The sequence below is a fragment of the Nitrospirota bacterium genome, from assembly GCA_016219645.1.
GTDB lineage: Bacteria > Nitrospirota > Nitrospiria > Nitrospirales > Nitrospiraceae > Palsa-1315.
Genome location: JACRLR010000056.1, coordinates 1 through 13732, shown reverse-complemented (window position 1 = coordinate 13732; position 13732 = coordinate 1). Strand labels below are relative to the sequence as shown.

Here is a 13732-nt window from a genome sequence, read left to right as displayed (position 1 = left end):
GGTAACGAGCGAGCTTGGAAGGATCATCTTTGATCATTCGCTGCGGCCTTGCCCGAGGAAAGGCGGGTCTTGGCGCGCCGGGGTGGGTGGGTGAGAAGCCTGGCCTGTCTGAGCATCCTGTGGGAAAGTCTCCTGGTGGTTACATGTCCGCGATGTCGCAGATGAATTAGGTTGATGAGATGAACGAACCGACTCCCGAACAGATTGGCGGTGAGGAGCCGAGCGACAGGATCGTTATCTATTGGGAACGGGAATATTCGACTGCCATTCCGCCTGAACGACTGAAGCTCGATTTCATGCCGCACCGGCCGCTGTTGTCGGGGATGTCGCTGGGCGAGCAGCGGGCTGTGGCGGCTGAGGGTTACAAAGTGATCCCGGACGATTGTGGACCGGTCCGAACGGTAGGCCAGTACGGCTGGCTTATCCGGTCTCCGGCGGACTGTAAGATCCGCCGGACAGCCGATGGGGTCAAGTGGCAAGCGCCGCCGATCCTGCCGGAAGAGCGGCTTCTCGGCTACAAGTCGTTTTCTGGAACCTATGTCGATTTGATCCTAAACAGCGGGTATCCCAAGCTCTGCTGCGGCATCCGGTTCTACTATCCGAAGCGGGTGGGATTGATGATGAAGGATCTGCCGAACCACTTCTATCACTATCCCGAGCGGACATTTCTCGTATGGGAGGGAGTGAAGACTCAAGAGTATAAACGCACACCGAATATGTACGACTGGCTTCCTGGCTATGACGCCTTCACTGCCAACTTTCTGTTGCAACTTACCAAGCCGACGACGATTAAACGTGGAGATCCGATCGGCATCGTCGTTCCAGTGCTTCTCCCAAAACAATTTGTATTAGAAGAGCTCACTCGGCGCGGGTGACCATTTAGGGGGAGATGGTTTCCATCCGATTGTCCCCACTAAAGCGAAACAAGCGAGACTGGCAGGAAAAGCGCGACTCGACGGTCGGGGTTCGAAGGTCCGAACATTTCAGCCTTCAGCCTGAACCCCTGAGCAGGCGCGTTCTTCCAGCTTGACAGGGTTCCTCTGGCCCCAGTAAGATACGGGAACCTTTAATGCTCATCCTGCGAGGTGAGTAAGGAGTGTCCATGGGTGTCAGTCAGGTCTGTGTCTGTCGACACAACACAGTAACCTTCTCGTCGGATTCCGATGGGAGGGTTTTTTTATGCCAAAAAGCTGGAATAACGCGTTCAGCCATCACCAGTCAGCCTTCAGCTTGTTGTCTGCTGATTCATGAACTGAAAGCTGATGTCTGAGAGCTATTAGCTGAGTCGGCCATACATATGCCAATGAGTAGCGGCGAACAAAAAGAACGACGGGAGGAAAAACTAGTAATGGACGCGGGAGACATCGCCCGGGGGCTTACCCGCATTGCCCATGAAATTCTCGAACGCAATAAGGGTGTACAGGCGCTTGGATTGGTTGGGATTCGGACCGGGGGAGTGTATCTAGCCCATCGACTGGTGAAACGCATTCAGGAGATTGAGTCGGCATCGGTGCCGATCGGCGAATTGGACATTACCCTCTATCGGGATGACCTCTCCTTAAGGAAGGAACAACCGATTCTTCGTAAGACGTCGGTCCCGTTCGATATTTCCGACAAGATCATTGTCTTGGTCGACGACGTGCTGTTTACCGGGCGAACCATTCGCGCCGCGATGGATGGATTGATCGATCTGGGGCGACCGGCAGAGATTCAACTGGCCGTCCTCGTCGACCGGGGCCATCGTCAGTTGCCGATTAAAGCCAACTACATCGGCAAAAACCTCCCCACTGCTCGTGAAGAAAAGGTCCAGGTTCTGCTTGAAGAATCGGGTGAGGATGACCGGGTGGTTATCTTAAAGCCGTGAAGCGGAGTATGCCATGAGTCTCAAACGGAAAGATCTCTTGAGCCTAGCCCCTCTGTCGGTGGATGAGATCAGATTACTGTTAGAGACGGCTGATTCGTTCAAGGAAGTGACAGGCCGGGAAATCAAGAAGGTTCCGGCACTTCGGGGCCGCACCGTGGTGAATCTCTTCTTCGAGCCCAGTACCAGGACGCGCACTTCGTTCGAGTTGGCGGCAAAACGGTTGAGCGCAGATGTGATCAATTTCTCGCCGTCGTCGAGCAGCGTGGTCAAAGGAGAAACGTTACTGGACACCGCCCGCAATATTGAGGCGATGCAGGCGGATATTATTGTCTTGCGTCATCCCTCTGCAGGAGCGGCCGAGACCCTGGCTCGCGGGGTGAAGTCGTCTGTGATCAATGCAGGGGACGGGTGGCATGAGCATCCGACCCAAGGCCTCCTGGATTTGTATACGATTCGCGATCGTGGATTGTCGTTCGAGGGGCTTCGGGTGGCGATCATTGGAGACGTCGCGCATAGCCGTGTGGCGCGTTCGAACATTCACGCACTGGTGAAACTGGGGGCAGAGGTTCGTCTGGTAGGGCCGCCGACGATGATGCCTTTTGGGGTGGAAAAGCTCGGTGTGCGCGTCTACTACAATTTCGACGAAGCATTGCGCGGTGTGCAGGTCATTATGATGCTGCGATTGCAGCTCGAACGGCAGGGGATTGCGCTCTTTCCAACCATCCGTGAATATGCGCGACTCTACGGGTTAACGGCCGAGCGGGTCAGGTTGGCTGACCCAGGGGCGATTGTGATGCATCCAGGTCCGATCAATCGCGGGGTCGAGATTGCTCCGGATGTGGCCGATAGTTTGTCGTCGGTCATTCTGGATCAGGTTGCGAACGGCGTAGCAGTCCGCATGGGTATCCTATATCTATTGTCAGGAGCAAGCTGAATCGTGGCCATTCACATTACAGGCGGGCACGTCATCGATCCCGGACGGTTTAGCGGTATGGCCGATGTGCTGATCGATGATGGGCGGATCATCGCGGTGGGATCTCACCTCAAAGTTCCGGCTGGGGTCACGAAGATCGATGCCACGGGTCAACTAGTTCTTCCCGGCTTCGTTGATCTTCACGTCCACTTTAGGGAGCCGGGTTTCGAATACAAAGAGTCGATCCAGAGTGGGGCGGCGGCGGCAGTGGCAGGGGGGTTCACATCGGTCTGCTGCATGCCCAATACGAATCCGGTCAATGACAATCAAGCGATTACGGAATTTATGCTGGATCGTGCACGAGCGGCCGGATTGGCGAATGTATTTCCGATCGGCGCGATTACGAAAGGTTCGGAAGGAAAGGAACTGGCGGAGATCGGCGACTTGCATCGTGCCGGTTGTGTCGCGATTTCCGATGACGGAAAGCCGGTGATGAACAGTCTGGTCATGCGAAGAGCGATGGAATATGCGTTGGCCTTCGACGTGCCGGTCGTCGATCACTGTGAAGACCTCCATCTTGCCGAGGGAGGCTGTATGAACGAAGGGGCCATTTCCACCGAGCTGGGTCTTCCCGGTATGCCCGCGGCGGCAGAAGATGTGATGGTCGCTCGTAATGTCGCACTGGCGGAACTCACTGGAGCTCGGCTGCACCTGGCGCATATCAGCACGGTAGGATCTGTCCGGATGGTGCGGGAGGCCAAGTCCCGCGGACTCAAAGTCACGGCTGAAGCCTGTCCCCATCACTTTACCATCACGGAAGAAGTGGTCCGCGGCTATAATACCTCTGCCAAAATGAATCCGCCGCTGCGGACGTGGAAGGATGTGCAAGCGATCAAGGAAGGTCTTCGCGACGGCACGATCGATGTCATCGCCACGGACCATGCTCCGCATGCGACACAGGAAAAGCAACTAGGATTCACGGAGGCGCCATTCGGTATCGTCGGATTGGAGACAGCCCTCCCCTTGACCTTTGCGCTGGTCGACGAGGGCGTCTTATCGTTGGAGGCCGCTGTTGATAGATTGAGCACCGCGCCGGCCAAGGTCTTTGGATTGTCCAAAGGCACGTTGGCAGTCGGGGTTGATGCGGATGTGGTGATCGTCGACCAGCAGGAACAGTGGGAGGTGGATCCCGCTAAGTTTCGCTCAAAGAGCCGAAACACGCCGTTTGCCGGATGGAAGGTGAAGGGACGGGTGACGACGACGATTGTGGGTGGCCGAGTGGTATTCAAGGCCGGTTTGGCGGAGCCCTAATGCGATGCGGCGCATGTCCCGCTGGGGAATGATTTGTTGCCTCACGCTTGAATGGCTGGCGTTGGGCATATGGGTCGGCGGTCTGCTGGTACTTATCGGGGCGGTCATTCCAGCAGTCTTCAATACGTTCGGTGGTCAGGATATAGGCGGATTGTTTCTGACCCAGGCATTTGAAGGCTATAATCGTTTCGTGATCGGTGCGGTGACGATCCTGTGTGCCGCCGCATGGTACCGCTGGTGGAGCGGCGATCAGGCAGTAGCAGTCAGTCGGGGTGAGTTGGCGCTGTTGGCAGGTATGGTGTTGATCGCCGGCATCATTGTCGTTGTTCTGCATCCCTATGCGTCATCGCTACAAGCTCAGGCTTTCGCGGTGAAGGAAGAGGCTGCAAGGAAGGCGGCCTTCGAGGCTCTGTTTCGCGTTCTTTTACCAGTTCGGTTGATCTATATGGTTAATCTTGCTATGGGAATCTTACTGATTGGCATCAGGTCCAGCCTTTCTCTTTCTCGAGAGAAGATATCCACATGAAAAAGGCATTGTTGGCATTGGCGGATGGCACGCTCTTCGAAGGTCGAGCCCTCGGGTACGAGGGTGAGACGGTGGGAGAAGTCGTATTTAACACGGCAATGACCGGCTACCAGGAAGTCTTGACCGATCCTTCGTACAAGGGACAAATCATCACGATGACCTCTCCCCATATTGGAAACTACGGTGTGACACCGGAGGATGCCGAGTCACGGCGTATTTGGGCCGAGGGGTTTATTGTGAAGGAGGCGAGCCAGCTTGCCAGCAATTGGCGCAGTCGACAGCAGTTGCAAGAGTATTTGCATGAGGCGAAGATCGTTGCCATCGAAGGGCTGGATACGAGGGCCCTCACCAGGCACCTGCGTGAACATGGCTCACAGCAGGGTCTGATCACCCACGGGGGAGGGGATTCACGCCTAGCCGTCGAGAAGGCACAGGCAGCTCCCAGCATCATGGGCCGGGACTTGGCGACGGAGGTTACTTGTGACAGGGCATATCAATGGGTGGAGAGTGCAGGGCAGTGGGCTCTCTCGCGTAACGACAGGGCTGGGATTGGCGCGACCAGGCGTTGGCATGTCGTTGCCTATGATTTCGGGGTGAAACTGAATATTCTTCGCCGGCTTGTCGATGTCGGGTGTGATGTGACTGTTGTGCCGGCTTCGACGACTGCGGAGCAAGTCGAAGCCCTGAAACCTGATGGAATTTTTCTGTCGAACGGTCCGGGGGATCCGGAGGGAGTGCCCTACGCAGTTGAGGCAGTGCGCCGGTTAATCGGGTACCGTCCGATCTTTGGCATCTGTTTAGGGCATCAGATTCTCGGTCTCGCGCTGGGTCTTAAAACCTACAAATTAAAGTTTGGCCACCACGGGGCAAATCATCCAGTCACGGATCTTCGTACAAGAAAAGTCGAGATTACGTCGCAAAACCACAATTTCGCGGTACAGGTCGTCTCTCCAATCAACAGGATTCCGGATCACCTTCCCCTGATCGACACGGTCTACGGTCAGGTTGCGGTGACACATCTCAGTCTAAACGATCACTCGATCGAAGGGTTGGCCTGTGCTGATCGTCCGGTGTTTTCGGTGCAGTATCACCCGGAGGCGTCTCCCGGTCCCCACGACTCTGCCTATTTATTCACTCAGTTTACTCAATTGATGGAGAAACAGCATGCGTAAGGTTTATTCGACACTCTGCCTAGTCTGCGTCCTTGCAGCCGCCAGCCTGCAGTCCGGGTGCATCACGGTCAACCTGATCGAACCATCAGGCCCGATCAAAGAAATGCAACTCAGCGGCACGGGCGATGGAAAAGTGTTGTTGCTGGATCTGTCGGGTGTGATTAGTGGACAAGGTAAGGATGGTCTTGTTCCGCAGCCGAATATGTTGGCCACGTTCAAGGAAGAGCTGACGAGGGCTTCGAAGGACGACAAGATCAAAGCCGTAGTCGTTCGCATCAACAGTCCAGGCGGAACCGTGACGGCCTCTGACATCCTGTATCACGAGTTGCGGGAATTCAAAATCAAGAGAAAGATTCCCGTGATTGCCTCGATGATGGATGTGGCGGCATCAGGAGGCTACTACCTCGCCATGGCGACAGACAGTATTTTGGTTCATCCCTCCACTGTGACGGGCAGTATCGGTGTCATTATGTTGACGGTCAATGCCAGGGGCTTGCTTGAAAAAGTGGGAGTCGAAGCCAGCGCGATCACGTCAGGACCGCGCAAGGACATGGGCTCACCCTTTCGGGTCATGACTGCTGAGGAGCGAGGGATCTTTCAAAGCGTGATTGACTCGTTCTATCAACGGTTTTTGGCAGTGGTACAGGAAGGACGCCCCCACCTGTCCCCTGAACAAATTAAGAAGCTGGCCGATGGGCGGATCTATTCTGGAGATCAGGCCAAAGCTGCAGGCCTTGTCGATGAAATCGGGTATCTTGATGACGCGATCGAGGTGGCCAAGAGGAAGGCTGGTTTGACGGAGGCGCGGGTGGTGACCTATGGGCATCGGGGAGAATATAAGAATAATATCTACTCCCGCCTCTTCGGGGCGAGTCCTGGCATCGCAGGGTTAGCCGATATTGATGTATTGTCGATGGTGCGGGGTGGAACGCCGCAGTTCATGTATCTTTGGATGCCCTGACAGGAGTTTCGCATTGAGTGCGGGAGCGATTCATTTGCCGAAGTAGGACTGCAATGACTCAATCAGCAGATCGCGCGATGGGCAACGTCTTCGCGACCGCGGTCGGACGTCGGGCGATGCTGGCTCTGGGCGCGCAGGGGGCGGTGGGGCTCTGTGCGGCCCTCGGGATTGGGACGGCCATGAGTCTGTTCGGCAGCTTGACCGGTTGTTACCGGGCGCCTGGCACGGCCCGCGATCAGGTGATTTTTTTCTCCGAAGAGAAAGAATTGCAACTCGGATTGGACGCATTCCGCCAGGTTTTAAGGGCTGCCCCCCTCAGCGACAATGTGGAAGTGAATGAGCTGGTGCACCGCGTGGGGCGAAACATTGCTGAAGCAGCCAACAAACCGGAGTACCAGTGGGAGTTTGCGGTCATTCAAGACGACAAGATGGTCAATGCCTTTGCGCTGCCAGGCGGGAAAGTCGCCGTCTTCACCGGGATTCTCAAGCATACGAAAGACGATGCTGGTTTGGCGACGGTGATGGGACATGAAGTCGCGCATGCGTTGCAGCGCCACGGGGTGGAGCGGATGAGCCGGAGTATTTTGGACCAGATCGCACAATTGGGCGCACTGGGTGCGGCGGCGACGGGAAACGTCAATGCCGGTGCGGTCCAGGGCCTGTTGGGGGCTTATGGGGTCAATGTGTCGTTACCCTTTAATCGAAAACAAGAATCGGAGGCCGACTACATCGGGCTTCGATTGATGGCGGAGGCTGGATACGATCCTCGTGCAGCAGTGCCGTTCTGGGAACGCATGAGCGGCTGTCCCAGGGAGATGATCGGTAAGCTCTGTTTTCGCTCGCAGCAAGCGGTACCGGAGTTCCTTTCCACCCATCCTTCCGACTTGACACGTATCAATCAGATCGAAGCCTGGTTGCCCGAGGCGCTCCAGCACTATCATGGCCCGGGGGGCGGGCCGGTTCCACCGGCGCCTGCACCATACCGTCCGAAGATTGGGCCAATGCCACAAACCAGCTAGCCGATCCTGAAACGAGGTCGCTGTGCCAAAACGAACAGATATCAAGTCCATTTTGTTGATCGGGTCCGGGCCGATCGTGATCGGCCAGGCCTGCGAGTTTGACTATTCCGGCACCCAGGCCTGTAAGGCCCTCAAAGAAGAGGGGTACCGGGTGATTCTCATCAACAGCAACCCTGCGACGATCATGACCGATCCCGAATTGGCCGATCGGACCTATGTGGAGCCGATCACGGTCGAGGTGGTCGAGAAAGTGATCGAGCGGGAACGCCCCGATGCCCTACTCCCGACCATGGGAGGACAGACCGCATTGAATACGACCATGGGATTGGTCAAGCGGGGCACATTGGAAAAATATGGGGTCGCCTTGATCGGCGCATCTGCCGAGGCCATTCATAAGGCCGAGGATCGTGAAGCTTTCAAACATGCCATGCAGCGGATTGGGTTGCGAGTACCGGCCAGCGGTACGGCGCATACCCGTGAGGAGGCCATCAAGATCCTCGATCAGATCGGATTTCCGGCGATCGTTCGGCCATCGTTCACCATGGGCGGTACCGGTGGAAATATCGCGTACAACCGGGAAGAATTCGAGAAGATTGTCGAGTGGGGCCTCGCGATGAGTCCTGTCGGTCAGCTCTTGATCGAAGAATCTCTGATCGGATGGAAAGAATACGAGTTAGAGGTGATGCGGGACCTCAAAGACAATGTCGTCATTGTTTGTCCGATCGAAAATCTGGACCCGATGGGGGTGCACACGGGTGACAGTATCACGGTAGCGCCGGCCATGACACTTTCGGACAAAGAATATCAACGGATGCGGGATGCTGCAGTGGGGATTATGCGTGAGATCGGCGTCGATACCGGAGGGTCGAATGTCCAATTCGGCCTGAATCCTCAGGACGGTGATATGGTGGTCATCGAAATGAATCCGCGTGTATCGAGGAGTTCCGCCCTCGCTTCGAAAGCGACGGGGTTTCCCATCGCCAAGATTGCGGCGAAACTTGCCGTGGGCTACACGTTGGATGAAATCACCAACGACATCACCGGGGTGACGAAAGCCTCCTTTGAGCCCACGATCGATTATGTGGTGGTCAAGATCCCCCGCTTTGCTTTTCAGAAGTTCCGAGGTGCCGACCCCACCCTTACGACGCAGATGAAATCGGTGGGTGAAGTGATGGCCATAGGGCGGACCTTCAAAGAGTCCTTGCAGAAGGCGATTCGATCACTGGAATTGAATTTGAACGGGCTCTCCTCACGGGAAGGCTTGGATCGTGGCATTCCTGAAGGGATCGATCGCCAGCTGGTATTAGAGTCGGTACGCCAACATCTGCGGACCCCGATTGCCGAGCGGTTGTGGCATGTGGCGGATGCCATGCGTCTAGGCATATCGAATGAAGACCTGTTTGCCCTCACGAAAATCGATCCCTGGTTCCTGGAGCAGATCCGAGATCTGATGCAATTTGAAGCCCTGCTGGTGGGCCAGAGAGAAAAGAATCCAGCCACCCTAGAGGAGTCGCTACTATGGGAGGGCAAGGAGCTTGGTTTTTCAGACGACCGTATCGCAGAACTTATTGGGACCGCTGCTGCCTCGATCCGGAAGCAGCGGATTGGAGACGGTCAGAGCAGAAGAAGGGTGACCTACAAACGAGTCGACACCTGTGCCGCAGAGTTTGAAGCCCATACTCCGTATCTCTATTCGACGTACGGGCGCGAATGTGAGGCTCGTCCGACAGATCGGAAGAAGGTGATCATTCTGGGTGGGGGGCCGAATCGTATCGGGCAGGGCATCGAATTCGACTACTGTTGTGTCCATGCGGCCATGGCCCTTCGTGAGGAGGGTATCGAGTCGATTATGGTGAATTGTAATCCCGAGACGGTGAGCACCGACTACGACATCTCGGACCGACTCTATTTTGAGCCGTTGACGGAGGAGGATGTGCTCAACATCGTGGAGTGCGAACAGCCATTGGGCGTCGTGTTGCAGTTCGGCGGGCAGACGCCCCTCAAGCTCGCGCTTCCCTTATCCAAGGCCGGAGTGAAAATTCTGGGGACGAGTCCCGAGGCCATCGATCGTGCAGAGGATCGAGAGCGGTTTCGTGACCTCTTGAATACGCTCGGGCTCCGCCAAGCGGAGAGTGGTATGGCCCGATCTGTAAGCGAGGCGGTTCGGATCGCCTCGCAGATCAGTTATCCGGTTATGGTGCGGCCTTCATATGTGTTGGGCGGACGATCCATGCAGATTGTCTACGATGAATCAGGCTTGCTGGAGTATATGGGATCGGCGGTCACAGCCTCGCCAAAACATCCCGTGCTGATCGATAAATATCTGTCGGATGCGATAGAAGTCGATGCCGATGCCATTTCTGACGGGAAGAACGTCGTGGTGGCCGGGATCATGGAACATATCGAAGAAGCCGGAGTGCATTCGGGAGACTCGGCTTGTTCATTGCCGCCCTATTCACTTGACCCAAAAGTGGTCGAGGAGATCCGCCGGCAAATGACGGCCTTGGCTCTGGAACTCGGCGTGATCGGCCTGATGAACGCGCAATTTGCCATTAAAGACCAGGTAGTCTATGTGCTGGAGGTCAACCCTCGAGGTTCACGCACCGTACCGTTCGTGAGTAAAGCGATCGGCGTGCCCCTCGCCAAGCTGGCCATGAAAACCATGGTAGGCAAGAGCCTTCCGGAGCTCGGGTTCATCAAAGCCCCCACTCCCGCTCACCTGTCCGTAAAGGAATCCGTGTTTCCATTTAATAAGTTCCCGGGGGTGGATGTCCTCTTGGGTCCGGAGATGAAGTCTACCGGGGAAGTGATGGGCATCGACCAGGATTTCGGATGGGCCTTCGCGAAGTCCCAAGCAGGAGCCGGCTCAACGTTGCCGAAGGGAGGCACGGCTTTTATCAGCGTGAAGGGGAGTGATCGTCCTGCAGCTCTGGAAGTTGTGCGACAGCTTCAACGGCTGGGTTTTACTGTTCAAGCCACGAGTGGAACGGCGGAGTATTTGCGTAACCATGGAGTCCAGGCTGAAACCGTGAACAAGGTCAAGGAAGGTCGTCCCCATATCGTAGACCATATCAAGAACGGGCAGGTCGCGTTGGTTGTCAACACCGTACGCACGGCAGCGTCACATGCCGATTCATTGTCGATCCGCCGCGAGGCGCTGAATAAGGGGCTGGCATACTATACGACGATCCGTGGGGCGCGGGCGGCGATTATGGGCATTGAAGCGATTCTCAAAAAAGAACTCACCATCCGGTCGTTGCAGGAATATCACCACCACTCGTAGGGGGCGCCTAGGCTATGCCGACACCGATTACGAAGAAGGGGCATGAAGCGCTCAAGGCCGAGCTCGATCGTTTGCGGAAAGTCGAACGCGCCAAGAATATCGAAGCCATTGCCGAGGCCCGTGCTCATGGCGATTTGAGCGAGAATGCGGAGTACGATGCGGCCAAAGAGCGACAGGGGTTCATCGAGTCGCGCATTGTGGAGTTGGAGTCGAAGCTGGCCGACGCGCGGATCATCGAAACCGCTGGCCGAACATCTGAGACCATCGTGTTCGGCGCTACGGTGCTCCTGATTGAACAGGAGTCGCAGTCAAAGCGTGAATACACGCTGGTGGGGCAGGATGAAGCCGATATGAAAGTGAACCGTATTTCGATTCAGTCTCCGGTCGGCAAGGCGCTAATTGGAAAGCGAGTGGGGGATTTCGTCGAGGTCAAGACCCCTGTCAAGATGGTCGAGTACGAAGTGGTAGAGATTCGTTTCGAGGAACTTTAATGTGCCGCATTCTCTGGGGCTCATCACGTTATTGACCGATTTCGGCGATCAAGACCCTTTCGTGGCGAGCATGAAAGGAGTCATCCTCACCATCAACCCCCAGGCGCGCTTCGTCGATCTTTCGCACCACGTGTCGCCCCACTCGATTGAAGAGGCCGCTTATCTCCTGAACTCCTGCTATCGGTATTTTCCTGAGGGTACAGTGCATGTCGCCGTCGTGGACCCTGGCGTCGGCAGCGCACGGCGCCCGCTCCTTGTCACAACCGCCAGCTATTATTTCCTCGGCCCTGATAACGGATTGTTTTCGTATGTCCTAGAGGATGAAGATGACGTGGAGGCCCGAGAGATCGAGAACCAACAGTACCGCCTCAAGTCCGTTGGGCATACGTTCGACGGTCGAGATCTGTTTGCACCCTCTGCCGCCTGGCTGTCGAAGGGAGTGCCGGCTTCATCGTTCGGCCAAGTCATCCATGATCCCATTAGGTTTTCGATCATTGAACCAAGCAGACAGGGCAACAGACTGGTAGGGCGGATCGAGCATGTTGATCGATTCGGCAATCTCATCTCGAATCTGACCCTGCAACACCTTGAAGAGATGCATCAGGTCACGAAATGCCGGCAATTGTCCATTCGGATAGGCGAACGGATCATTGAAGGCCTTGTCGTCAATTACAGCGAAGGGAAGACGGAGCAGCCGTCCGCGCTCATCAACAGCGACGGCCGACTGGAAATTTTCGTAAAGGAAGCGTCCGCTTCCGATCTTCTTAAGGTAGGAAAAGGCGCTCGAATCGAAGTCTCGTGAGCAGGAATCGCAAAGCGGGATGGCGCGGGGCTGGGGCTCATCCGCTCCCGCGCCTCCCGGAGCGACCCGTTCGGGGTCCGCTGAGCGGCAGCCTTCGGAAATTCCTTCGCAGACTCAGTCAGTTTCCGCTTTCCTTCTCAGCGGACCCTCGACGGGTCCCCGCTCCTCCGGCGACGTCCGCTCTGAAGCCCAGCCCCGCGCCATGAGGTATAGGGGTGCAAGACGTTTACCCTGGTCTGACATCGCCGCGATCTGTCAAAAAACTCCCGGTATATTTTCCTGTCTCCACCGCCATCGAAAACACAAGGGCGTTGCCTGCCTGCGACGAAACAATTCTCGCCCCGGTTATCTGCAGAAACGCAATGGACGTGCCGGCCTTTGCCGACAATGCATTTAGATCGTTCCCCGCTGCCTTGAGTTGAGCCAGGAGTGCGGATTGTGCGGATGCCAGTGGACCGTTCAGAACATGCGCATTCAATCCGATCGCTATTTCCACGATCTCAGTCGACATCGTTATCTCCTTATTGATGTGGGGGATGAAAAGGAGCGAATGACATATAGATGCTCAGAGGAACCCACACGAACGCCGCACCCGCCATCATCGACACGATCAACAAGACGGTGGTCGACAGGATTGACGAGGAGAACAGTGCTGAACTCACCCAATTGTTGAGGTAGTCCCTATACCGATCCCCCCCTCTCCACGAAGAAGCTGATCGGGAGTTCGTAACCAAACGCATACAGTAACGCTACTCCGACGAATCCGACCGCCAGACGTTCCTTGACTGAGAACCCTGTTTGTTGCCATCGTTCACACATGCCGCGGTACGACTCCTGGCCTATTATGTGGTTCACGAAGAACATGTAGTAGACCCAGTACATCCCCAGCAGGAGAGCACTAAGGACCGTGTACAGGATCATCACCTGTGCGGAAAACGGACGCTCGCTGAGTCGCGCGGCGGTTTCGAGCGCTCCGAGGGTGGGCTTGAGCTGCTCAATAAAGTTCAGCGCCCACAGGGGCGGTGCAGTCTGCATGACCGCGACAAAATACAGGCTGTATCCGAGAATCGCATGGGCAGAGATACTCACCAGTAACTGGCGCTGCACGGCAGACCCCGTGGGAGATAGATCTGGATTCGTCACAGCCATGGGCATCCTACTGTGCGCGCATCATGATCATGGATCGCTTCCAGATACACAAGCCCCTCAACTCGCCGGCTTGGTCGACGCTGGGGGGAAGAGAAAGGTATCAGCAACTGTCTTGAGATTTAGGCATGGTGTGCCCCCACTTCTTGCCAGGGCGTCCGATGTTTCAGCATCGCATTGAGAATCGTCAGCAACTTGCGCATGCAGGCGGTGAGTACCACTTTCTTCGCTTTCCCTGCTTGCT

General features: G+C 56.0%; 14 protein-coding genes. 11 read left to right on the top strand and 3 right to left on the bottom strand.

Annotated features, from left to right (window positions below; all coding sequences use genetic code 11):
* Positions 1-179: 179 nt before the first annotated feature.
* The 11 genes from HZB34_16220 to HZB34_16170 all read left to right on the top strand — a co-directional run bounded on the left by HZB34_16220 (position 180) and on the right by HZB34_16170 (position 12342).
* Complete coding sequence (locus HZB34_16220) at positions 180-875, top strand: hypothetical protein (protein ID MBI5317508.1); 696 nt, start codon at positions 180-182, stop codon at positions 873-875.
* 428 nt (positions 876-1303) lie between these two features.
* Positions 1304-1864, top strand: a complete 561-nt coding sequence (gene pyrR, locus HZB34_16215) for a bifunctional pyr operon transcriptional regulator/uracil phosphoribosyltransferase PyrR (protein ID MBI5317507.1) — start codon at positions 1304-1306, stop codon at positions 1862-1864.
* Positions 1865-1877: 13 nt separating this feature from the next.
* A complete protein-coding gene (locus HZB34_16210) occupies positions 1878-2798 on the top strand; it encodes an aspartate carbamoyltransferase catalytic subunit (protein ID MBI5317506.1) in 921 nt (306 codons plus the stop codon).
* Positions 2799-2801: 3 nt separating this feature from the next.
* Complete coding sequence (locus HZB34_16205; protein MBI5317505.1) at positions 2802-4088, top strand: dihydroorotase; 1287 nt, start codon at positions 2802-2804, stop codon at positions 4086-4088.
* A 4-nt stretch (positions 4089-4092) separates the two neighbouring features.
* Positions 4093-4614: a hypothetical protein gene (locus HZB34_16200; GenBank protein MBI5317504.1), complete on the top strand. Its 522-nt coding sequence runs from the start codon at positions 4093-4095 to the stop codon at positions 4612-4614.
* On the top strand, positions 4611-5786 hold the full coding sequence (gene carA, locus HZB34_16195) for a glutamine-hydrolyzing carbamoyl-phosphate synthase small subunit (protein MBI5317503.1): 1176 nt from the start codon (positions 4611-4613) through the stop codon (positions 5784-5786). Before HZB34_16200 ends, carA begins: the two co-directional genes overlap by 4 nt.
* Positions 5779-6747, top strand: a complete 969-nt coding sequence (gene sppA, locus HZB34_16190) for a signal peptide peptidase SppA (GenBank protein ID MBI5317502.1) — start codon at positions 5779-5781, stop codon at positions 6745-6747. The genes carA and sppA overlap by 8 nt, the downstream gene beginning before the upstream one ends.
* Positions 6748-6824: 77 nt before the next feature.
* A complete protein-coding gene (locus HZB34_16185) occupies positions 6825-7766 on the top strand; it encodes a M48 family metalloprotease (protein ID MBI5317501.1) in 942 nt (313 codons plus the stop codon).
* Between the two features lie 22 nt (positions 7767-7788).
* Positions 7789-11049, top strand: a complete 3261-nt coding sequence (carB, locus tag HZB34_16180; GenBank protein MBI5317500.1) for a carbamoyl-phosphate synthase large subunit — start codon at positions 7789-7791, stop codon at positions 11047-11049.
* Between the two features lie 14 nt (positions 11050-11063).
* Positions 11064-11540, top strand: a complete 477-nt coding sequence (greA, locus tag HZB34_16175; protein ID MBI5317499.1) for a transcription elongation factor GreA — start codon at positions 11064-11066, stop codon at positions 11538-11540.
* A 1-nt stretch (position 11541) separates the two neighbouring features.
* Positions 11542-12342: an SAM-dependent chlorinase/fluorinase gene (locus HZB34_16170; GenBank protein MBI5317498.1), complete on the top strand. Its 801-nt coding sequence runs from the start codon at positions 11542-11544 to the stop codon at positions 12340-12342.
* Between the two features lie 226 nt (positions 12343-12568).
* Here HZB34_16170 and HZB34_16165 read toward each other — a convergent pair whose 3' ends face one another.
* The 3 genes from HZB34_16165 to HZB34_16155 all read right to left on the bottom strand — a co-directional run.
* Entirely contained in the window at positions 12569-12853 is a 285-nt protein-coding gene (locus tag HZB34_16165; protein MBI5317497.1) for a hypothetical protein, read from the bottom strand.
* Positions 12854-13023: 170 nt separating this feature from the next.
* Entirely contained in the window at positions 13024-13491 is a 468-nt protein-coding gene (locus tag HZB34_16160) for a hypothetical protein (protein ID MBI5317496.1), read from the bottom strand.
* 119 nt (positions 13492-13610) lie between these two features.
* Positions 13611-13732 (bottom strand): IS110 family transposase (locus HZB34_16155; GenBank protein MBI5317495.1); only part of this gene is annotated, 122 nt, incomplete at its 5' end.